Origin of the sequence: Pseudoalteromonas sp. HL-AS1 (assembly GCF_031198785.1) — a bacterium.
In the GTDB taxonomy this organism is placed as follows: domain Bacteria; phylum Pseudomonadota; class Gammaproteobacteria; order Enterobacterales; family Alteromonadaceae; genus Pseudoalteromonas; species Pseudoalteromonas distincta.
In genome coordinates this window covers 2,334,311-2,356,831 of the sequence record NZ_CP133569.1, presented here as the reverse complement: position 1 = coordinate 2,356,831, position 22,521 = coordinate 2,334,311, and the positions used below count along the sequence as shown (strand labels likewise).

The window sequence follows — 22,521 nt, the reverse complement described above, 5'->3', positions numbered from 1 at the left end:
GGAGTGTAACTTGTGAAATTAATACTTTGATAATGTTCTAATAATTATTCTATTTCATTGATACGGCTGTTGAAATTTTAGGATTAAAATTAGTTCAATCTAGATGATATTTAATTGCGGTGTGGGGTTTGAAACTTGTAGTGGCCACATAAAGCGGCCAAGAGGTACTTTATGGTTGAAGAGGGATTTTAATACTTCTAAACCGTGTATCCATTAAAAATTTATTTATGTATTCATTCATATAAAAATGAGCATCTTTTTCAAAGTACCACTCATTACCATCATGAAGCTTTTGGAATTGCCCTAAATCATACTTAGAATGGTACGCTAAAGAAAATTCTGAACTGAAGTTAAATAATTCGGTTTTGTCATCACACTCATCTATTGTGTCACTACCATCGTTATTAATATAACCTTTTACAGTAATAAAATAAGATACTTCATATATTTCATCTTTGACCGCAGTAATTTTTGGTATAGAAAGCTCGATAGTTACAAAGCCATCACTGTTAGCTACGTTTAAACTTTCGATTTGCTCAGATTCTTTGAAAACAAAAGAGGATATTTTTTTTCCTGCAAGATTAATGGCTTCTAACATTATTTTCACCTTTCAACGTTGTGTGAGTAGACCTAAGCCAATCCATATCTGCATGAATAGGTAATCTAGTTAACTCTTTTACTTCAGCAGCTGAATTAATTGTTAAATTAATATTGGTAGTATTAGATAACCTATTTTCAATAGACTTTGATACGTATTGGTTTAATGTTTCTCCGCATGCTGTTGCGGCATATGCTGCTTCTTTATGAAGCAGGGGCGTAACTCGAATATTGAATGACCCTTTAAAAGGTTTATCAGGTTCTTTTCCTAGGATTTTACAAGTGTCTAGGTAATCATCAACAGAGTTATGAAACTCATTGATTAATTCAGGTAAAGTATCTGCACCAAAAACAATACTATCCCTGATATGCTCGATACGTCCTACAAGACACTCATCTTCAATTGAAAAATCAATTGAAGCTAAATAGCCTTTATATGATATGGATTTATTGCTCATTACGATAATCCTTTATTAACTGAATTGCTTCTTTAATGACATACTGTTTCACTTCATTTCCAGGATGAGGCTCATGCCAGCTGGCATAAAGGCTCATTTCTTTATTAATAAATTTTCTCCTAGAACCACTCCCTTCAAGAATTTCAAAGCCTAAACCTTCCATAATTGAGCACAAATCTTTCCAAATAAATGTTTTAGGCTTGGTTAATAATTTTGCGATTAACTTTTCTTGTTTACCCATAATATAGATGTCCATTCCTGAGGGTGCAACTATATATTAGTTGCAAAATATGTCAATTAGTTCATTTTTATTCAGTCTTATCTTTAAACTCACACAAGTCTTCAATAATACAGCTGCCACATTTAGGTTTACGTGCTACGCAGGTGTAACGTCCGTGAAGAATCAACCAGTGATGTACGTCTACTTTAAATTCTTTTGGTACAACCTTTTCAAGCTTTGTTCTACAGCGACAACATCTTTACCCATGGCAAGCTTTGTACGATTAGATACACGAAATATATGTGTATCTACGGCTATTACAGGCCAGCCAAAGGCTGTGTTGAGTACAACATTAGCGGTTTTACGGCCAACGCCTGGTAGGGCTTCTAGGGCTTCACGATTTTCTGGCACGATGCTGTTATGTTCATCTACCAATATTTGGCACATTTTGTACACGTTGGCAGCTTTAGAGTTAAATAAGCCTATGGTTTTTATATAATCACGCAGTGTATCGTGACCTAAATCTAAAATGGCTTGTGGTGTATTAGCAACAGGGAACAACTTTCGAGTGGCTTTATTAACGCCTACATCAGTTGCTTGTGCTGAAAGAGTTACTGCTACTAGTAACTCAAATGGGCTTGAATATTCAAGCTCTGTAACTGGGTGCGGGTTATCGTCGCGCAGGCGCGACAGTATTTGGTGACGTTTTTCTTTATTCATGCAACTTAAAACGTATTAGTGCTAATTGTTGCTCTAATACGTTTTCCCCTTAAGTTAAGCTAGTAACACGTGCTCGAGGACCTTTTTCAGCCTCTGGCGGTGCAACTTGTTTTGATTTTATTTGTGCGTCAATTACGTTTTTTGCAGCAATAAGTAGCCCAAGCCCTAAAAAGGCACCCGGTGGTAAAATTGCCAGTAAAAATTGGTTATCAAAGTTAAATACTTCTATGCGCATGCTCTGTGCCCATGGGCCAAGTAATAAATCGGCTCCGTCAAACAGCGTACCTTGGCCAATGAGTTCACGCATAGCTCCTAACACTAACAATACAGCCATAAAGCCTAAGCCCATCATTAAGCCGTCAAATGCTGATAAATGAACAGGATTTTTAGAGGCGTATGCTTCGGCGCGGCCAATAATGGCGCAGTTAGTTACAATCAACGGGATAAAAATTCCCAATGATTGATATAAACCAAAGGTATAAGCGTTCATAAGTAATTGAACTATTGTTACAAAGCCCGCGATGATCATTACAAATACAGGTATACGAATATCTTTTGGCACCCAGTTACGCACAATCGATACGGTAACATTTGAGCCTATTAGTACGAGTAAAGTTGCTAAACCTAAACCTAAGGCATTTGTTACCGTTGAGGTAACGGCAAGCAGTGGACATAAACCTAAAAGCTGTACAAGGGCAGGGTTATTTACCCATACACCTTCTTTGTATAATGTTTTTAACTCACTCATTTAGCTACCTCCATACATTCGGCATTAGGTGCTGCAAAAATATCATCAAAATTAGTTTGTGCGAATAATACGGCATTTTTAACAGAGCCCACAACAGCACGTGGCGTTATGGTCGCGCCTGTAAATTGATCAAACTGGCCGCCATCTTTTTTAACAGCCCAGCGAGCGTCTTCTTCGCCTTCAACCGTTAAGCTTTTAAATGTTGTGATCCAAAGTGATTTTTTAACTTCTACTTTGTCACCTAAACCAGGGGTTTCTTCGTGTTTAGTCGTACGGACGCCAGCAATAGTGCCATCGCTTAATACCGCTGTTAATAAGTTAATATCGCCACTGTAGCCGTTTGGCGTAACATGCCTAATAACAACAGCGACTGGTTTATTGTTTTTACGAGCACGGTAAATTACTTGATTTGCGTATGGGCCTAGTTTTTCGTCAGTAATAACTACGCAATCTTGTGATAATTGATTGTCGTACGATTTTGGGTCGAGCACTTCTTGTAGCTGCGCAGTAAGTTGCAGTTGTTCTTGCTCTGCAATCTTATCGGCAGTAAGCGCGTTGATAGAGGCAACTAAGCCAGTTGTTGCTAATGCAAACGCAGTTAAAATAGCACCATTTTTAGCCATTGACGAAATGATCATTTTACTGCTCCATGGCCATAAGTACGTGGCTGTGTGTAGTAGTCTATTAGTGGCACTGCAATATTAATCAGTAATACGCTAAATGCGATGGCATCAGGAAAACCACCAAAGGTACGAATTAAATAAATTAGTAAGCCAATTAGTGCGCCATAAATTAAGCGCCCTTTGTTAGTTGTTGCTGCAGATACCGGATCGGTTGCTATAAAAAAGGCTCCCATCATAGTGGCACCACTTAATAAGTGAAATAGGGTGCCCGGCTCTGTACCTGGTGATGCGATATAACCAATAGCACTACATACAGCTAAAGTTGCGATAAAACTGACAGGAATATGCCAGTTAATTATTTTTGCTTTTAATAAGTATAAACCACCGGCTAAAAAGCCTAAGTTAACCCAGGCCCAACCAAGGCCAGCCCATTCGTTAAATATTGGCTTTTGCATGCTTTCGGTAACGGTTAAACCGTGTGCTATGTCTGTCTTAACAGTATCCAGCGGTGTTGCCATTGTTAGGCCATCAACCCCTGCACGTACTTGATCTAGACTAAACCCAGAGGCCGTAAAATCGGTAAATATTAGCCTTAGCTGATCAGCAAAGCCTATTGGCGTATTTATTAAATCGCTAACAGGCAACCATGCGGTCATTTGCACCGGAAACGAAACTAACAGCAGTACATAAGCCGCCATTGCTGGATTGAATAAGTTAAACCCGAGGCCGCCATAAAGCTGTTTAACTATAACAATAGAAAATAAACAGCCAATCACGATTATCCACCAAGGGGCAAGTGGTGGAATACTCAATGCCAATAACACGGCAGTAAGCCACGCACTGCCATCACTTAATGCAGGCCAAACAGGGCGCTTTCGTATTAGCATTATTGCAGCTTCAAATATGCTTACAGCAACAAGCGCTAGTACTAGTTGAATAAGCACACCTGTACCAAAAAAGAAAACTTGAGCAATTAGCCCAGGAATACACGCAGCAATAACGCTAAGCATTAATCGCGTTAACGATTTGTGGCTGTGATTATGCGGTGAACTGGCCATGGTTAGTTTCATGACTGATTATTTCCTTCTTTTTGTAACTTTTTAGCTTTTGCTCTCGCAATTGCAGCAGCCACGGCGGCTTTTTTCTTATCGTCGGCTGATTTAGGTTTATCTGCGTTAATAAGATCTGATGAGTCATCGGTGTTACTTTCTGCACTCTTAGGTGCTGCGCTATCAACTTGTAGCTGAGTTTGCTCGGTATCTTCTAGTGCTTTAGCTGCTTTTTTAGCTTTAGCGCGGGCAATAGCCGCCGCTACCGCTGCTTTTTTGTCATCAACAGGGGCATCAGTTTGTGGTTCTTCACTTGTGGTTTGCTCGGCTTCTTCTAATGCTTTAGCTGCTTTTTTAGCTTTAGCACGAGCTATGGCCGCCGCTACCGCTGCTTTTTTATCATCAACAGGGGCATCACTTTGTGGCTCTTCACTCACGGTTTGCTCAGCGCCATCTAATGCTTTAGCCGCTTTTTTTGCTTTAGCGCGCGCAATGGCCGCCGCTACCGCTGCTTTTTTATCATCAACAGGGACATCGCTTTGTGGCGCTTCACTCACGGGTTGCTCAGGATCTTCTAGTGCTTTAGCCGCTTTTTTAGCTTTAGCGCGAGCTATGGCCGCCGCTACCGCTGCTTTTTTATCATCAACAGGGGCATCGCTTTGTGGTGCTTCATTTGTTGATTGTTCAGCGTTATCTAATGCTTGTGCTGCCTTTTTGGCTTTAGCACGAGCAATGGCAGCAGCTACCGCTGACTTTTTATCATCAGCAGGGGCATCGTTTTGTGGCTCTTCATTTGCTTGTGCTGCCTTTTTGGCTTTAGCGCGAGCAATGGCTGCAGCAACTGCTGATTTTTTATCATCAACGGGTGCAGTCTCGGCCGATTCATCTGTTTGAGATTTTTGCTCTTTATATTTACGCGCTTGTTCTTTACGTAGTGCGCGTTCTTTTGCTACTTCGCTGTTATCTGGCTCTAGTTCTTCGCCTTGTTGCTTTTTAGCTTTAGCGCGTGCAATAGCGGCAGCAACAGCTGATTTTTCATCGCCGTTATCTGATTTATTTTTAACACGGGCTAGTGCCTCAGCTACTTTTTGTTTTTCGTCAGCAGACTTAGCAGCAGGTTTGCGTTTATGGCGGTTTTGGCGTTCTTCTTGCTCACGCTCTAAACGTTCTTTTCGGGCGTCAAAACGCTCTTTTGCTCTGTCAGCTTTAATTTTGTCAGCTTGTTGTTCTTTAATTTCAACTTTGGCTATACGGTAGTACTGTACAAGAGGGATTTCGCTTGGGCACACGTATGCACAAGCACCACATTCAATACAATCAAATAAATTGTGCTCTTGTAGTTTGTCGTACTCTTTTGATTTAGCAAACCACTGCAATTGTTGTGGTAATAAAGAAGCAGGGCAGGCATCGGCACAGGCGCTACAACGTATACAGGCTTTTTCAGGGCCGGGTTCCGCTAGCTCTTTATGATCAGGCGCTAAAATACAGTTGGTTGTTTTAACTATGCCGATACGTACTGTGGGTAGCGTAAAGCCCATCATTGGGCCGCCCATCACAACACTTTGTTGAGGTACAGGCGAGAACCCTTGGCAATCAAGTAAGTGCTTTATTTCAGTACCAAGTAGTGCCCATACATTTCCAGGTTTATGAATAGTGTTGCCTGTTACTGTAACTATACGTTCAATTAGCGGTTTACCTTCATAAACGGCTTGTTGTACGGCAAACAAAGTACCCGTGTTATGCACTAAAATACCAATATCGGCTGGAATACCAATGCTAGGAACTTCACGGTTAGTAAGTAATTTAATTAATTGCTTTTCACCGCCAGATGGATAAATAGTTGGCACCGTTTGAATAATAATTTTTGAGTTATGCTCAGCTGCTTGCTTCATTGCTGCAATAGCTTCAGGCTTGTTATCTTCTATACCCACAATGCACAGTGTTGGGTTTAAAAGTTGCTGCATTATTTCAATGCCTTGGATAACTTCTTTAGCGTGTTCGCGCATTAAAACGTCATCGGCAGTAATATAAGGTTCGCACTCAACAGCATTTACAATTAAAAATTCGATAGGTTGCTTGGTATCTGCTTTTACATAAGTAGGAAAACCAGCACCACCCATACCGCTAATACCGGCTTGATGAATAATATTTATCAGCTCGTCATGACTAAGCTCAGCAGGATTTTTATTTTTATTTAGAGCTACCCATTCGTCTTTGCCGTCTGGTTCAATAATAACACTTAGTTCAGGCAGGGCCGATGGGTGTGCTGATGGCATAGGTGCAATATCAGTAACCACACCAGAGCTTGGCGCATGCACAGGTACCGACCAGTTAGCAGCAGGCGCTGTTAATGGTTGGCCTTTTAATACGTGTTGGCCTTTTTCTACAAGTAACTTACCGTTTGCACCTATGTGCTGCTTAAGCGCAACAATGAGTTTGTCGGGCAAAGGTAGGCGAGTGATACTCGCACTATTGGAGAGTGACTTTTGTTGTGGTGGGTGTATGCCGCCAGGAAATGCCCACACGGTGCCTTTTTTTATTTGTTCAAGTAACTTGTCCACTCAAACCTCTAATCTATTTGTGTAACAGGAATAGCGTCTAGCTGCCATTTCCAGTTTTGTTTAGTTTCGGCTACAGGTAGCATATCAATGCAATCTACAGGGCAAGGCTCAACACATAAATCACAGCCAGTACATTCATCAATTAATACAGTATGCATTTGACGAGTTGCGCCTAAAATAGCGTCAACTGGGCAGGCTTGAATACATTTGGTACAACCAATACATTCGTCTTCGCGAATATAAGCCACTGTTTTTATAGGTTCTGCTTGCTCACCACCGGCAAGTGGTTTTTCATCAACCCCCATTAAGCCGGCAAGCTTTTTCATGGTTGATTCACCGCCCGGTGGGCATTTATTTATTTCATCGCCATTAGCTATGGCTTCAGCGTAAGGGCGACAACCCGGGTAGCCACATTGTCCGCATTGAGTTTGTGGCAAAATAGTATCAATTTGTTCAACAATAGGGTTGCCTTCAACACGAAAGCGTATTGCTGCAAACCCTAAAATAAGTCCAAAAACGAGTGCTAGCGAACCAATCGCTATCAAGGCATAAAACAAGGTCATATTAAAACTTCACTAATCCAGTAAAACCCATAAACGCCATCGACATTAAGCCTGCGGTGATCATTGCAATGGAGGCGCCTTTAAAAGGCGTAGGAACGTCAGCAGCAGCTAAGCGTTCGCGTAGTGCTGCAAACAATACAAGCACTAAAGAAAAACCAACAGCAGCACCAAAACCATATACTGCAGATTGTAAAAACGAATGATCTTCTTTGATATTTAATAAAGCCACACCTAATACCGCACAGTTAGTGGTGATCAGCGGTAAAAATATGCCAAGTAAGCGATATAGGGTAGGGCTGGTTTTTCGCACAACCATTTCGGTAAATTGCACTACAACAGCAATCACTAAAATAAAGCTCATGGTACGCAAAAATTCGATATCCAGAGGGATTAAAATATATTGATTAACTAAATAGCTAGTTACAGAGGCAAGCGTAAGCACAAACGTGGTTGCCAAAGACATACCAATCGCTGTATCAAGCTTACCTGATACGCCCATAAACGGACATAAGCCTAAAAATTGTACTAATACAAAGTTATTGACCAGAACGGTTCCAATCAATAACAAGACATATTCTGTCATGTGTGCCTCACGCTATTAAAGTCCTGCGTATTATCCTTTTTTCTGCCTCGATAAACAACATTTGCGAGCTGTTATCAGTTAAATAAACGTCAGGACAAACATATTGATCACAAGGCTGTAAAATTAATGTGATCTTGATGTAAGGATAAAATAGTAGAAACAAAAAAAGAGCAACGAATGCTCTTTTTTGTATTAATTGAAAACCTGATTAGATGTCTTTAGGTTTTTCTATGTAATAACCTTGCACACCATCTAAACACAAAGTTTCTATAATGTGCTTTTCTTCTTGGCTCTCAACGCCTTCAGCAAATACGCTAACACCAATACGGTGGGCTAAATCAACCATTAAGCGCATAAAGTACTGATTGTTTTTATCGTCTTCAAGGCCGCGAGTGTAACTTGCATCCATTTTAATAAAGTCAGGTTTTAAATCGCGGAAAAATTTAAATGATGTTAAGCCAACACCAAAACGTTCAACAGTTACGCGTGCACCAACGCGGTGAACCATGTCGATAAAGCGTTTACTAGCTTTGATGTTTTGTTGTAAACCAAACTCGCTAACTTCAAATACTAGTTTAGATGCAATGTGCGTATCTTTTAATAATCGGCGTTCTAGCCAAATTACAAACTGATCGTTGTGTGCACTAGAGGCTGTTACGTTTAAACCAAAAAACTTTTCAGATAAATTACGGCTTTTAACTTTTTCAAGAGAAGAGTCGATGATTAAGCGATCAATTTCTATTGCCATATCAAGCTTTTCGGCCATTGCTAAAAAAGAGGCGGTAGGCAGTACCTGATTGTCTTCTGTTTTAAATCGAACTTGTACTTCAGCGTAGGCTTTTATGCTTTTACCAAGCGGCATAATGTTTTGCATCACTAAATGCACACGCTTAGATTCAATAACTTCCTTAATAACCTTACGCCAGTTTTGATTACCAAAACCTGCACTCACATTATTAACTAAATCAGTTTCACGTTGTACGTGCCATGCGTTTACCTGTTTTGATTGCGCCATACTCATCGCGTTATCAACAACAGAAAGCAGTTCGCCTAACGGCTTACCTTTTTCGTAACCTACAATACCTGTATTAGCTACCGAGCTTAACTCTTGGTTTTGTTGGTACTGCGTGAAACGCGATTGCAGGTTTTCACCAAAGCGCTCAGCTTCTTTTAAAGGAATGTGGGGGAGTACTACCGCAAAATCAGAGCTGTTTAATCTAAATACTTGGCTACCCGTGTAAGTGCCGCTTATGTGCTTAATAATATCAGCAACGCCTTTAACGTACTCGTCACCTTTTTGATAACCACGGCTTTGGTTTATAGCTTGTAGTTCGCTACAACGAACCATAGCTAAAGAGCCAAATGTACTTTGCTCAGTGTTTTCAATATTTTTTTCGTAATACTCAACAAACATATTACGATTACCAAGCGAGGTAATTACATCTTTGTACGCTTCATGCTTGATAGTCATAGCAGCGCTTTGAATGTCTTCGTTTTTGTTTTTTAAAAAATGTGATAACCGATTAAAACTAGGTACTAAATCTTTTCCCATTTTTTTCAATCGAGTGCCATCTAATGCTGCTTCTAAATCATTATCAAGTTGGTTTTGATTGATATAAATATCGATAATGTCAGCAACTGTTGTACTTATATTTTTATTTAAATGGTAAAAAATAGATTTCATTAGAATTATTGGAATAATAACTAAAATAGCAGAAATCAAAATAACAATAAAAAGGGACGTTTGTAGCTGCGACGCTAAATGCTCAATGTTAAGTACAAATTCAACTTTTATATCTGCGGCATCGTTTACAGCAAACTGTGGGCGTACAGAGTTAAAGTTAGAGAGTACAAAATCAGCAAACATTGGTAATTGAGTAGGGGGGTTAATGCTAAATACTTCAGCACCTTGGTAATCTCTTAGAGTAAAGCTTGAAAACGTATTACCATCTGCAATTGATTGTTTTAAATTTTGAGCAGAAATATCGTCTAAAGAAAGGTCATTAATATACTTAGTAACAGTTGTTTGTGCATTTTTTTGTGCATCACTTACCGCAGTATCAAAGCTTATAGATATGAAGTAGCTTCCTGCTGCAACACACAATAACCAAGAGATAATTTGTATAAAAATAAGTTTTTTAAATCCAGCCATGTTTTCAGTCTTTTAATAATCAAAAGGGAAGGAATCAAGTCCTTGATTAATAAACTAAGTACAGCGCATTAAAGAATTAAACTAATGCTTTAGTTATATAAGGAAGAGTAGTGGAAATAGCTTGAAATGTCTATGAAATTCTTAGAATTGGCTCCCCCTCCCCGACTCGAACGGGGGACCTGCGGATTAACAGTCCGTCGCTCTAACCAACTGAGCTAAGGGGGAACTAAAGTACTGATATTATGATGATTTGGCTCCCCCTCCCCGACTCGAACGGGGGACCTGCGGATTAACAGTCCGTCGCTCTAACCAACTGAGCTAAGGGGGAACTATATCATAAACATAAACTTGGCTCCCCCTCCCCGACTCGAACGGGGGACCTGCGGATTAACAGTCCGTCGCTCTAACCAACTGAGCTAAGGGGGAATCGTTTATGGTTGAAAAACTTGGCTCCCCCTCCCCGACTCGAACGGGGGACCTGCGGATTAACAGTCCGTCGCTCTAACCAACTGAGCTAAGGGGGAAGCGTCTTGCCTTTCAACGGGGCGAAATATTAATGATGGAGCCGCAAAGTGTCAACATATAAAAGTCATAAATTGAAAAAAGAGGTTTATTCGTTGTTTTTGTGTTCGATCTGCGTGATTTATAGCTCTATTAAAGCTATTTTTTTGAGAATTTAAGAATACTAATGCGAGTTTTATTATTGTTGAGTCTTTAAATTGGTTAAATTAAACACGCCATTAAAGCCACTTGTAATTAAAAAACAACTCAAAAACATAAAATTTCATTTTTTACTTTGGGGTATTCTTCGTATTTATTTACTTTTTTATTTTAATTTTCTAAAAATATACCTGCACGAATAGTCATTAAAGTATTTTTCCCCTTAATAGTGATCCAATTTTGATCTATAAATTGAGCATTTATTATCTTCGCTCAAAAATAGAACAATCAATAACTTAACTTTGTATTAAACGTTTTTTATTTACTAACGTATAACTATGTTAAGAAGAAAAATCGGCAAGCTTGCGTTTTCAGTGTGAGTTTATAAAAATGCCACAATTAGCAAATCAACAATTGATTGGACCTCAGCGAAAATTGCGAGTCTCTCAAGGCCTTTATAAATGCGGCTTTGAATGAGTTATCCACGGTTTCTGTGGATAACTCTGTTTATGAAACTTTAAGAACATCATCGGCACCAATGTTTTAGGGTGCTACAACGATTTCAAGCTTTTAAATCACTATTTTTTATTCATTGTAAAACAGTAGGTTATGTTTTGGTGGCTAATAGATGTAACTCCATGAATGAATTTTTTCGTAACGATAAACCAAGTAGTTGCTTTGTGTAAAAAAGCATCAGATAACACAGGGTGTTTGTAATAAAAGTTATAAAAATGTGTTTTAATTGTTTTTTGGCGTGTTTAGGCTCTATTTTAACAAAAAGATGTAAAAATCAAGTTTTACTATTTTTTAGAATATTTACTTCCGTAATTACATCAATTGTAGTGATAAATCCGTGGCTTGAACTGCCTTGATGCTTTAAAATGATTCGTTCAGTAAAAAGAGGCCTATTTATTTCATGCGCGCAATTTCAAAATCTCAGACTCGCCCAGATTTACTAAACGATCCTATCTTGCCTACATTAAAGACGATGACCATACCGATGATATTCGGCATGATCACACTAATGATGTTCAATATTGTAGACACCTTTTTTATAAGCTTACTTGGCACCGAACCACTAGCTGCCGTGAGCTTTACATTTCCGGTTACTTTTACCGTTATCAGCTTAGCAATAGGGCTGGGGATCGGTACATCAGCAGTAATAGCGAAAGCGCTCGGCAGTAATAAAATTGATGAAGCACGTTTTGATGCCAGTATTTCTTTAATGGTTGGTGTGGTTCTGGTTATTGTGTTGTCATCTGTTGGATATTTACTAATTGACCCCATATTTACTTTGCTAGGAGCGGGCGCGCAAGTATTGCCGTTAATACACGAATACATGAATGTATGGTTTATCGGTAGCGTATTTTTAATAACCCCAATGATTGGTAATTCGGTACTGCGTGCCAGCGGTGATACCAAAACGCCAAGTATAGTAATGGGCGGAGCCGGGCTGATAAACGCCGTACTTGACCCAATACTTATATTTGGCTTTGGGCCGGTACCCGCGTTAGGAATTCAAGGCGCTGCCATAGCAAGTGTTGTTGCATGGTCGGTCGCTGTGGTTATTATTTTATATATATTAGCGGTTAAAAAACGTTTGTTGAGTCTCAAAGCGGGCAAGCAAACTGTAACTGGCGCTATTCGTAAAATATTAAAAATTGGTTTACCTGCTGCAGGTGCAAACATGCTTACACCCGTTGCAATGGCTGTAATGACCGCCTTAGTAGCGCATCATGGGCCAGAAGCCGTGGCCGCATTTGGAGTAGGAAGCCGGATAGAATCTATTGCAAGTATTTTAGTGCTTGCGCTATCGATGACATTACCGCCATTTGTGAGTCAAAACTTTGGGGCTGGCAAATTATGCCGTGTTAAAGAAGCGTATACCGGCACACTAAAATTTGTGATGGTATGGCAATTTGCCATTTACGTATTACTAATTGCATTTTCAGGTGTTATAAGCCAATTATTTGGTAAAGAACAAGCCGTAATAGATGTAATTAAGCTCTTTATTTATACCATCCCACTAAGCTATGGCTTACAAGGGGTGATCATATTATCAAACTCATCGTTTAATGCTTTACACAAACCAATGAACGCATTGGTACTAAGCGTTATTCGTTTATTCATATTTTATGTACCATTTGCTTATATCGGCAACGAAATAGCCGGATTATTAGGGTTATTTATAGGCGCTGCCATAGGTAATTTATTTACAGCAATAGTGGCATATAAATGGTTTATGAAAAAACTAGAAGCGCTGAGCGGCGAATCGTTACAGGAGTGCAATAATTGAGCGACCATTTTCAGTTAAAATCACATTTCAAACCAGCAGGCGATCAGCCTACCGCCATTAAACAGCTATGCGAAGGTTTAGAAGCGGGGCTTGCACACCAAACGTTATTAGGTGCCACCGGTACCGGTAAAACCTTTACCATGGCCAATATTATTAGCGATTTAAACCGTCCAACAATAATAATGGCGCACAATAAAACATTGGCTGCGCAGCTATACGGCGAGATGAAAGAGTTTTTTCCTAAAAACGCGGTTGAATACTTTGTATCGTATTATGATTACTACCAGCCAGAAGCCTATGTTGTATCTAGCGACACATTTATTGAAAAAGATGCTTCGATAAATGAGCACATAGAGCAAATGCGTTTAAGTGCGACCAAAGCATTGCTTGAGCGTCGCGACACCATTATTGTGGCATCGGTATCGGCTATTTATGGTTTGGGTGACCCTAAATCGTACATGAAAATGATGCTACTTTTAAAAGTGGGCGAAAAAGTAGATCAACGCGACATGCTACGCCGCCTTGCTGAAATACAATATACCCGCAATGATATAGATTTTAGCCGAGGTACATACCGTGTACGTGGCGAAGTAGTTGACATATTCCCAGCAGAATCAGACACTTTTGCTGTACGTGTAGAAATGTTTGATGATGAAATAGAACGCTTAAGTATTTTTGACCCGCTTACCGGTGCAATTGAAAAGCACATAGTGCGCGCTACTATTTATCCTAAAACGCACTATGTTACCCCGCGTGAAAAAATACTTGGCGCTATCGAAAAAATAAAAGAAGAACTAAAAGAGCGACGCGCCCAGTTACTCAGTGCAAACAAGTTAGTAGAAGAGCAACGTGTAGCACAGCGAACGCAATACGATATAGAAATGATGACCGAGCTTGGTTATTGCTCGGGTATAGAAAACTACAGCCGCTATTTATCTGGGCGTACGCCAGGCGACCCACCGCCAACATTGCTTGATTACCTACCTGATGACGCATTAATGATTATTGATGAATCGCATGTAACCGTATCGCAAATTGGCGCAATGTATAAAGGCGACAGAAGCCGTAAAGAAAACCTTGTTGAGTATGGTTTTAGAATGCCCTCCGCAATGGATAATAGGCCACTGCGCTTTGAAGAATTTGAAGCCATAGCACCACAAACTATTTATGTATCGGCAACGCCTGGCGACTTTGAGTTAGAGCGTTGCGCGGGCGAAATTGCAGAGCAAGTAATTCGCCCAACAGGGTTGCTCGACCCACTTATAGAAGTACGTCCTGTGGGCGATCAGGTTGATGATTTACTCTCAGAAATATACAAAAGTGTGGAGAAGGGCGAACGCGTACTGGTAACTACACTTACTAAACGTATGTCTGAGGATTTAACTGACTACCTAAGCGAGCATAATGTTAAAGTACGTTACTTACATTCAGACATTGATACCGTTGAGCGCGTAGAAATAATTCGTGACTTACGAGCAGGTGTGTTTGACGTGTTAGTGGGCATTAACTTACTGCGAGAAGGCCTTGATATGCCAGAAGTGGCACTTGTTGCCATACTTGATGCTGACAAAGAGGGCTTTTTACGCTCAGCTCGCTCGCTGATACAAACCATTGGCCGTGCTGCGCGTCACCTAGATGGCCGCGCTATTTTATATGGCGACAGAATTACAAAATCAATGGCAAAAGCCATGGACGAAACAGCACGCAGGCGCGAAATTCAGCATGCATACAACGTTGAGCACGGCATAGAGCCTCATGCTCTGGCTAAAAAAATACTTGATGTAATGGATGTAGGCGAGGAAGCGGCTCCTAAAGACAACCTTAAACTTATTCGTAAAGAGTCTAAAAAGGTTCTTAGTGCGAAAGAAATTGCCGTGCAAATTAAGCAGCTTGAAACCAAAATGCATGCATACGCAAGCGACCTAGAATTTGAAAAAGCGGGCTCTGTTCGCGATGAAATACATGAACTACAACAACAGTTGATTAATTAAAAATGACAGCAAACTTTACACCTCTTATTACTGCGCTTGAAAACGCGCCAATTTTAAAAAATGAACTGTGTCGTGTTTTTCATGGCCGAGGCCACAGCGTCGAAGCATTAAGTCATATTAATTTAGACTTTTACCCGCCAAGTTTATTTTTGGTTTCGTACGACGAAATTGACGAGCAAACACTAAGCGAGCTCACTAATGTTGTGTGGCAATGGGCGCAACAAAATCAGCCTGAGCTTATTACTTCACTTGTGTATCAGCAACGCGCTGGCGTGCAAAGCCAAAATACCGTGGTTTATGGGCAATTACCTAACCCACATGTTGTAACCGAAAACGGCATTCGCTTTTTGGTTGATTTACAGAGCCGCCAAAATACCGGAATATTTCCCGATATGCGCAGCGGCCGTGAATTTGTAATGGCTAACAGCAAGCATGGCAAAGTGCTTAATTTGTTTTCGTATACATGTGGGTTTTCGCTTGCCGCCATGCAAGGTGGGGCAGATCATGTGATGAACATGGATATGAGCAAAGGCGTGCTTAAAGTCGGCAAGCAAAACCATCAACTAAATGGTTTTGAGCGCGGCGTAAGTTTTTTACCCCACGATATTTTAAAATCTTTTGGAAAACTAAAAAAAGCAGCCCCGTTTGATTTAATAATAGTTGATCCGCCAAGCTTTCAAAAAGGCAGCTTTATATTAACTAAAGACTATCAAAAAGTGCTGCGCAGGTTGCCAGAGCTACTTTGCGATAGCACACAATTATTATTGTGTGCGAATAGTCCAGAGCTTAGCGAAGATGCATTTAAAGCATTAATAAACGAGAACACCCAAGGCGCAATTGAATTTGTTGAGCGCCTAGCCCCCACCGAGCGTTTTATTGAAGTAGACAGCGACAAAAGTTTAAAAGCGCTTGTCTATAAAACGTCACAAATACCTGCTTAAATGAAGCTCAGTAAACGCCTAACTGCCATTGATAAATTAATTTCGCAGCATCACGATATTATTTGGGATTGTTGCTGCGACCATGGTTATTTAGGCATGGCGCTATTAAAACGCGCAGCTGCAAACCACGTTATTTTTGTAGATATAGTCGCCACTTTAATGAACGGCTTAGAAGCGCAATTATCATCTATTAATAAATTACAAAAAACCTGTGATAAAAATCCGCAGTGGCAGGTCTTATGTCAGGATGTAGGCAAAATAGAAATTGCTCAAAGTAAAAGCCAAGTAGTTGTAATAGCAGGTGTTGGCGGTGAGCTGTTGTTAAGTTTAGTACAACAAATTATTGCTAATAACGCAGTGGAGCATTTAAATAATGTTCGGTTTATTTTATGCCCAGTGCATCACACTTATAAGTTGCGAGTGGGTTTAAAACAACTTGGTTTAGGGCTTATAAGTGAACAAATAGTTTACGACAACAAACGTTTTTATGAAGTGATTGAAGTGAGCTTTAGTACCAATAATGAGATTAGCCATACCGGCAACAAAATGTGGGACTTTGCTAGTACAGAGCACGCTATGTACCAACGACAACTCATAAATCATTATAATAAAATACTCAATAAAGATAAGCCATACTATCAAAAAGTTATAACAGACTATCAAGAACTCACCGATAGTTAAAAAAGCCCAAAAGTAGGGCGTATATGTGATCTAATTACGACATTGACGACGTAATGTGTTCATAGTTTATATCGCACTACGCGAGTTTATTTGGTTTATTTATGTCAGATAACAAGAGTCACATTAATCATTTGCTTAGCAATGAGCAAAAATGGCAACACAGTTACGAGCAACCTATTTCTTATGCACCCCTTGTGCAATTGGCTAATAGTAATTGGGTGGTGCCACAGCATTTTTTACGTTACAAGCACACGCTTCAAAGCGTAAACGAAGTACTTGAGAGTATTGAGTTTTCGGCTCACTTTAGAGTGCTCGCTGCACAAAAAGGTGAAGAAATTTACCTGCAAGTAGCAGTGCTGAGCCCTGATAACTACCAAAAAAGCGCATCTACTAATGAAGTCAAAGCTAAAAAACTATTATTTGGCAGACGCTGGATAGTAGAGGAAAACTTACCTACTTCAGAGCTTATTCAAACCGCATTTTTAGCGTTAAAAGTTGCGCGTGAACATGAAGTAAGAGAGCTTTTTCAGTTAATGCAAAGCGGCGCAACAAGCACGCCATTTAATAACCATCACGACTTACCGGTAATGGCGCAAAACCCTGAACTTGTTAAAAGCGAAGCGGTTACAAGTAACGTTGATGAAGTGCTTAAACGCATTGTATTTGCAGGAAAAAGCATTGAGCTTAAAAGTCAGCAGCAAGTAGCCGAGCAACATTTATATACTGTTGAGCTGTTGTGTGAGGATTGCCAGCTTAGCGAGTTTAATAAAAAAACAATTGCGTTTCTAACAGCAGACTCATCCGCTAATAGTTTTTTACATAGCTTAATTGCGGCATTGGTGGCCACAAGTAATGACTACGTAAACGAGCAGTTTAAATACAAAGGTTTTGCCCGTTTTAGCAAGCACGTAGTGGTTGAACAAATAGGTAACCTAAGTATCGCTATGCGCTCGCCAAGTACAGTAGGGCTTTGCTCTATGGGTAAGCAACATGCTAATCAGTTAAATTTTGAGATAGACAGTGGGCGAGCACCACAGGGCTGCGGGCAAGCTATTGGTGGGTTTTTAGCTGCTCACGGCATTGAGCAGCCAGAAAATGCGCATTTATATCCAAATTACTTATAACAACTTAAAGTTTATTAATTTCATCTTTAACGTTAAAGCTTGAATCAGTAACAATAGCCTCAAGTGTTTGTACACGCTCTTTTAATGCAAGCACTTGTGCGTTTGTTTCAGCTAATTGTTTATGGGCATCGCTGTTGTTGTTTTGCATTTTATGCTTAAACTCAAGGTGCTTTTTATACATATCGTAAACTACTCCTGAGCCAACCGAAATTAGCACAATAAGTACAATCATCGTAGTTCCAGACATAACCTCATTCCTTATCATTTTATTATTCGTTTATGGCTAAAGTATAACCTTTAAGTGCTTTTGATAAAGCTGACAATTGTAACTTAATTTGTATATTTTATTTAAGTTCAGCTTTGAGCGTGTTCATCATTTATACACTTTAGATATTGTTTAATGGCTACTATAATAAACATAATTTAGCCAATACAGTGAGTTGCCATGTTAAATAATAAAATTCCACCGGTTATCGTTGTGCTGTTTTTTGCAGGCATAATGGCGCTTATTGCGCATTACAGTGTTATTGATTTCACCGCATTTATTACCTACCTAGCAGCAAGTTTGGTCATTATTGGGTGTGTTTTTTGTATTGCAGGGGTAGCGAGCTTTAAAATAGCAAACACCACAGTAAATCCTAATAAACCTGAGCAAGCATCAAAACTTATTACGAGCAGCATTTATAAAATTTCGCGTAACCCAATGTACGTAGGTTTTGCATTTATTTTAGCAGGGTGGGGTGTTTGGTTAAGTTCCTTGTGGGCGCTTTTATGTATTATCGGGTTTATTGCGTATTTAACGTTTTTTCAAATAATACCCGAGGAGCGTGCGCTCACTAAATTATTTGGTGAAGAGTTTACCGCCTATAAAGCGCGCGTAAAACGCTGGCTTTAATCAATACCATTGCCTTAAAACCTGACAAACAAAAAAGGCTATCGATGATAGCCTTTTTTTGTTTGCAGCAATTGTATTACTAATTAATTGCGGCTTATTCGTATTCTAACGGGTCTGTAATGTTATTTAGTGCAAATGCTTCAAGGCGTTCTTGGCACGCGCCACATTTACCACAGGCCTTTTCACGGCCGTTATAACAGGTCCACGTTTGGCTGTAATCTAAACCCATTTCAATACCGTCGGTCAAAATACCAATTTTAGTATTATTTAAATACGGGCTAAAAATTTCTACCGCGTCGTAGTTAGCAATACGACACACATCATCCATTTTTTGCACAAATTCAGGACGGCAATCAGGGTAAATAGCATGATCCCCAGAGTGAGCGCCGTAATAAACTTGGCTAGCTTTAAGTGATACCGCGTAGCCAACAGCAAGCGAGAGCAAAATCATATTACGATTAGGTACAATCGTACTTTTCATGCTTTCTTCTTCGTAATGGCCTTCAGGTACATCAATATCATCAGTAAGTGATGAGCCACCAATAAGTTGGTTAATCGCCGAAATATCAACAATTTTATGTGGAACGTTTAATTTTTCACACACACTTGCCGCTACTTTAAGCTCTTTTACATGACGCTGACCATAGTCAAATGATAGGGCATATACATCATGGCCTTGTTGCAGGGCTTTATTTAATACGGTAAATGAGTCCATACCGCCGGAATAAATAACAACTACTTTTTGCGTCATATCTGTTTTGCTCTTAGTTTTAATAGAGGTTTATATCAGGGCGCGATATACTACACGGCCGCAGCTTAAATAACAATTTTTGCACAGCGCTTTTTGGTTTTTTAATAGTAGCAATTTGGCTGCTAGGTAGTAAGTGAGATCTCTTTTGTACAAAATTAATGAAGTGTTTGAAACCATTCAAGGTGAAGCTAGCTTTACTGGCACACCCTCAATATTTTTACGTCTGCAAGGCTGCCCAGTAGGTTGCTCTTGGTGCGACACTAAGCAAACGTGGGATGTTGATAATGTATATAAAGTATCGCTGGATGAAACCGTAGAAAAAAAAGCCGACTCAGATCATTGGGCTAACGCCAGTGCAGAGCAAATTTTAGCGCTGTTTCAATCACGTGGTTACACCGCAAAGCATGTTGTAATTACTGGCGGCGAGCCATGCATGTTTGATTTAAATCCAGTATGTAACTTATTACATGAACACGGTTTTAGCACACAAATAGAAACCAGCGGCACGTTTGAAATACTCGCCCCAGAGCAAACATGGGTAACGGTATCGCCAAAAATTAATATGCGCGGTGGTTATGAAGTACTTACCAGCACCATGAAGCGTGCCAACGAAATTAAACACCCCGTTGCCATGCAAAAGCATGTAGAAGAGTTAGAAGAATTATTTGCTAAAACAGGCGTTAATCCTAAGCTTGTTTATTTGCAGCCAATTAGCCAAAAAGTATCAGCAACAAAATTAGCAATCGACACCTGTATTGCCAAAAACTGGCGCCTATCAATACAAGTACATAAGTATTTAGGAATTAGTTAAAGCCAGCTTAAAGTTATATTACGTATGTTGGGTAGAGCGAAGCTAAACCCAACAAACCTCCACTTCCACACCATTTTCTAATAACGTTTATAGTATTTAAATACGTAGGTCGTGTACTTAGCTCGGATAACCGAAGCGCCATACGACAATTCTTAATTACATCGACTTTAAAGCTCATATCTTCTTCGCTAATAGCCATAACTAGTTTACTATGCGCGACTTAAAAATTTTCTACTACTTACCACTAGGCTTATATGTCCGCAAATGCACTCTACACCGACCTTTCTGATTACTACGACTTAATGTGCGCAGATATAGATTATCAAGCCCAAAGCAATTCTATTCACAGGCTGCACCAAATTTTTGGTAATGGCGCAAATACCCATCTCGATTTAGCATGTGGCACCGGCCCGCATGTACGCCACTTTATTGATTACGGCTATAAAAGTAGTGGGCTTGATTTAAACCAGCCAATGCTCGATAAAGCAAAAGTTCGTTGCCCAGAAGCGCAATTTTCGTTGCAAAACATGAGTGAATTTAAGGTAACTGAGCCCGTGGATTTGATTACCTGCTTTTTGTATTCAATCCACTACTGCGACGGTATTAATAAGTTAAAAGAGTGCCTTGCTAGCGTACACAATGCATTAAATGTAGGTGGAATATTTTGTTTTAACACGGTTGATAAAAACAAAATCGACAGCGATTCATTTGTAGAGCACACAGCAACAAGCGAAAATAGCTTCTTCACATTTCGCTCTGGCTGGCACTATAGTGGCAGCGGAAGTAAACAGTTATTAAAACTCAGCATCGAAAAAACCACCGCAGATAAAACACTCGTATGGCACGACGAGCACCCAATGGTTGCTTTTAGTTATACCGAGCTTAAAGAAGCCTTAAAACCGTACTTCGAAATCCACATATTTGAACATGACTACGACAAAATAACCCCATGGGCAGAGCGCTCAGGTAACGCCATTTTCGTCTGCGTAAAAATTTAAGATAAACTCGTAGGTTGGGTAGAGCGCAGCGAAACCCAACGAGCTCCAACGAACCTCTAATACCCACGGCCCAATAACCCCGCATTATATATTTGAAAACGTAGGTCGGATAAGGGAAGCACCATCCGACACAGTAACTTATTTAAGTTTCGGCGAATATAAACAGCTAATTAATCATGATGTATGAAGTCAAGATTTGACCCCTTTGGTTTCTTAGCTCGGATAACCGAAGCGCCATACGACAATTCTTAATTACATCGACTTTAAAGCTCATATCTTCTTCGCTAATAGCCATAACTAGTTTACTATGCGCGACTTAAAAATTTTCTACTACTTACCACTAGGCTTATATGTCCGCAAATGCACTCTACACCGACCTTTCTGATTACTACGACTTAATGTGCGCAGATATAGATTATCAAGCCCAAAGCAATTCTATTCACAGGCTGCACCAAATTTTTGGTAATGGCGCAAATACCCATCTCGATTTAGCATGTGGCACCGGCCCGCATGTACGCCACTTTATTGATTACGGCTATAAAAGTAGTGGGCTTGATTTAAACCAGCCAATGCTCGATAAAGCAAAAGTTCGTTGCCCAGAAGCGCAATTTTCGTTGCAAAACATGAGTGAATTTAAGGTAACTGAGCCCGTGGATTTGATTACCTGCTTTTTGTATTCAATCCACTACTGCGACGGTATTAATAAGTTAAAAGAGTGCCTTGCTAGCGTACACAATGCATTAAATGTAGGTGGAATATTTTGTTTTAACACGGTTGATAAAAACAAAATCGACAGCGATTCATTTGTAGAGCACACAGCAACAAGCGAAAATAGCTTCTTCACATTTCGCTCTGGCTGGCACTATAGTGGCAGCGGAAGTAAACAGTTATTAAAACTCAGCATCGAAAAAACCACCGCAGATAAAACACTCGTATGGCACGACGAGCACCCAATGGTTGCTTTTAGTTATACCGAGCTTAAAGAAGCCTTAAAACCGTACTTCGAAATCCACATATTTGAACATGACTACGACAAAATAACCCCATGGGCAGAGCGCTCAGGTAACGCCATTTTCGTCTGCGTAAAAATTTAAGATAA

The 22,521-nt window shown here is 39.9% G+C and carries 21 protein-coding genes, 4 tRNA genes and 1 pseudogene; 9 read left to right on the top strand and 17 right to left on the bottom strand.

The window, feature by feature from the left end:
* Positions 1-169: 169 nt before the first annotated feature.
* From RB214_RS10935 to RB214_RS10865, 15 genes and pseudogenes are all read right to left on the bottom strand, one after another.
* Positions 170-598 carry a hypothetical protein gene (locus tag RB214_RS10935; protein WP_182682106.1) on the bottom strand — a complete coding sequence of 143 codons (429 nt, stop codon included), beginning with the start codon at positions 596-598 and terminating at the stop codon, positions 170-172.
* Entirely contained in the window at positions 582-1,055 is a 474-nt protein-coding gene (locus tag RB214_RS10930) for a type II toxin-antitoxin system HicB family antitoxin (RefSeq protein WP_182682107.1), read from the bottom strand. Before RB214_RS10930 ends, RB214_RS10935 begins: the two co-directional genes overlap by 17 nt.
* A complete protein-coding gene (locus RB214_RS10925; RefSeq protein WP_182682108.1) occupies positions 1,045-1,296 on the bottom strand; it encodes a type II toxin-antitoxin system HicA family toxin in 252 nt (83 codons plus the stop codon). Before RB214_RS10925 ends, RB214_RS10930 begins: the two co-directional genes overlap by 11 nt.
* A gap of 67 nt (positions 1,297-1,363) precedes the next feature.
* Positions 1,364-1,995, bottom strand: a pseudogene (gene nth / locus RB214_RS10920) (endonuclease III).
* Positions 1,996-2,044: 49 nt separating this feature from the next.
* Entirely contained in the window at positions 2,045-2,743 is a 699-nt protein-coding gene (locus RB214_RS10915) for an electron transport complex subunit E (protein ID WP_024595474.1), read from the bottom strand.
* On the bottom strand, positions 2,740-3,381 hold the full coding sequence (gene rsxG / locus RB214_RS10910) for an electron transport complex subunit RsxG (RefSeq protein ID WP_149602385.1): 642 nt from the start codon (positions 3,379-3,381) through the stop codon (positions 2,740-2,742). The genes RB214_RS10915 and rsxG overlap by 4 nt, the downstream gene beginning before the upstream one ends.
* A complete protein-coding gene (gene rsxD / locus RB214_RS10905; protein WP_165744042.1) occupies positions 3,378-4,436 on the bottom strand; it encodes an electron transport complex subunit RsxD in 1,059 nt (352 codons plus the stop codon). The genes rsxG and rsxD overlap by 4 nt, the downstream gene beginning before the upstream one ends.
* A complete protein-coding gene (gene rsxC / locus RB214_RS10900) occupies positions 4,433-6,976 on the bottom strand; it encodes an electron transport complex subunit RsxC (RefSeq protein WP_309166833.1) in 2,544 nt (847 codons plus the stop codon). The genes rsxD and rsxC overlap by 4 nt, the downstream gene beginning before the upstream one ends.
* Positions 6,977-6,984: 8 nt before the next feature.
* On the bottom strand, positions 6,985-7,539 hold the full coding sequence (gene rsxB, locus RB214_RS10895; protein WP_002960333.1) for an electron transport complex subunit RsxB: 555 nt from the start codon (positions 7,537-7,539) through the stop codon (positions 6,985-6,987).
* A gap of 1 nt (position 7,540) precedes the next feature.
* Positions 7,541-8,122 (bottom strand): electron transport complex subunit RsxA, encoded by a 582-nt coding sequence (gene rsxA / locus RB214_RS10890; protein WP_008134172.1) that lies wholly within the window; start codon positions 8,120-8,122, stop codon positions 7,541-7,543.
* Between the two features lie 208 nt (positions 8,123-8,330).
* Positions 8,331-10,274: a GGDEF domain-containing protein gene (locus RB214_RS10885; protein ID WP_309166820.1), complete on the bottom strand. Its 1,944-nt coding sequence runs from the start codon at positions 10,272-10,274 to the stop codon at positions 8,331-8,333.
* A 148-nt stretch (positions 10,275-10,422) separates the two neighbouring features.
* Positions 10,423-10,499: transfer RNA gene (locus RB214_RS10880), tRNA-Asn, on the bottom strand.
* Positions 10,500-10,525: 26 nt separating this feature from the next.
* Positions 10,526-10,602 (bottom strand) — tRNA-Asn (locus RB214_RS10875).
* A 21-nt stretch (positions 10,603-10,623) separates the two neighbouring features.
* Positions 10,624-10,700, bottom strand: a tRNA-Asn gene (locus RB214_RS10870).
* A gap of 21 nt (positions 10,701-10,721) precedes the next feature.
* Positions 10,722-10,798, bottom strand: a tRNA-Asn gene (locus RB214_RS10865).
* 1,052 nt (positions 10,799-11,850) lie between these two features.
* On the opposite strand from RB214_RS10865, the gene RB214_RS10860 reads away from it, so the two are divergent.
* The 5 genes from RB214_RS10860 (at position 11,851) to RB214_RS10840 (ending at position 17,967) form a co-directional block, all read left to right on the top strand.
* Positions 11,851-13,230, top strand: a complete 1,380-nt coding sequence (locus RB214_RS10860; protein WP_138489356.1) for an MATE family efflux transporter — start codon at positions 11,851-11,853, stop codon at positions 13,228-13,230.
* On the top strand, positions 13,227-15,221 hold the full coding sequence (gene uvrB, locus RB214_RS10855; RefSeq protein ID WP_039487290.1) for an excinuclease ABC subunit UvrB: 1,995 nt from the start codon (positions 13,227-13,229) through the stop codon (positions 15,219-15,221). Before RB214_RS10860 ends, uvrB begins: the two co-directional genes overlap by 4 nt.
* 2 nt (positions 15,222-15,223) lie before the next feature.
* Positions 15,224-16,162 carry a class I SAM-dependent methyltransferase gene (locus tag RB214_RS10850; RefSeq protein WP_309166816.1) on the top strand — a complete coding sequence of 313 codons (939 nt, stop codon included), beginning with the start codon at positions 15,224-15,226 and terminating at the stop codon, positions 16,160-16,162.
* A complete protein-coding gene (locus RB214_RS10845; RefSeq protein WP_309166814.1) occupies positions 16,163-16,843 on the top strand; it encodes a tRNA (adenine(22)-N(1))-methyltransferase TrmK in 681 nt (226 codons plus the stop codon). It abuts the gene before it with no gap.
* Between the two features lie 101 nt (positions 16,844-16,944).
* Entirely contained in the window at positions 16,945-17,967 is a 1,023-nt protein-coding gene (locus RB214_RS10840; RefSeq protein ID WP_309166812.1) for a hypothetical protein, read from the top strand.
* Between the two features lie 4 nt (positions 17,968-17,971).
* Here RB214_RS10840 and RB214_RS10835 read toward each other — a convergent pair whose 3' ends face one another.
* Positions 17,972-18,214 carry a hypothetical protein gene (locus tag RB214_RS10835; RefSeq protein WP_010553668.1) on the bottom strand — a complete coding sequence of 81 codons (243 nt, stop codon included), beginning with the start codon at positions 18,212-18,214 and terminating at the stop codon, positions 17,972-17,974.
* Positions 18,215-18,412: 198 nt separating this feature from the next.
* On the opposite strand from RB214_RS10835, the gene RB214_RS10830 reads away from it, so the two are divergent.
* Entirely contained in the window at positions 18,413-18,862 is a 450-nt protein-coding gene (locus RB214_RS10830) for an isoprenylcysteine carboxylmethyltransferase family protein (protein WP_309166806.1), read from the top strand.
* Positions 18,863-18,956: 94 nt separating this feature from the next.
* Here the strand turns inward: RB214_RS10830 and queC are convergent, their stop codons facing one another.
* Entirely contained in the window at positions 18,957-19,613 is a 657-nt protein-coding gene (gene queC, locus RB214_RS10825; protein ID WP_002960416.1) for a 7-cyano-7-deazaguanine synthase QueC, read from the bottom strand.
* Between the two features lie 145 nt (positions 19,614-19,758).
* On the opposite strand from queC, the gene queE reads away from it, so the two are divergent.
* From queE to RB214_RS10810, 3 genes are all read left to right on the top strand, one after another.
* On the top strand, positions 19,759-20,424 hold the full coding sequence (gene queE, locus RB214_RS10820) for a 7-carboxy-7-deazaguanine synthase QueE (protein ID WP_002960417.1): 666 nt from the start codon (positions 19,759-19,761) through the stop codon (positions 20,422-20,424).
* A 254-nt stretch (positions 20,425-20,678) separates the two neighbouring features.
* A complete protein-coding gene (locus RB214_RS10815; RefSeq protein ID WP_309166802.1) occupies positions 20,679-21,422 on the top strand; it encodes a class I SAM-dependent methyltransferase in 744 nt (247 codons plus the stop codon).
* 350 nt (positions 21,423-21,772) lie between these two features.
* Entirely contained in the window at positions 21,773-22,516 is a 744-nt protein-coding gene (locus tag RB214_RS10810; protein ID WP_309166802.1) for a class I SAM-dependent methyltransferase, read from the top strand.
* Positions 22,517-22,521: the final 5 nt, after the last annotated feature.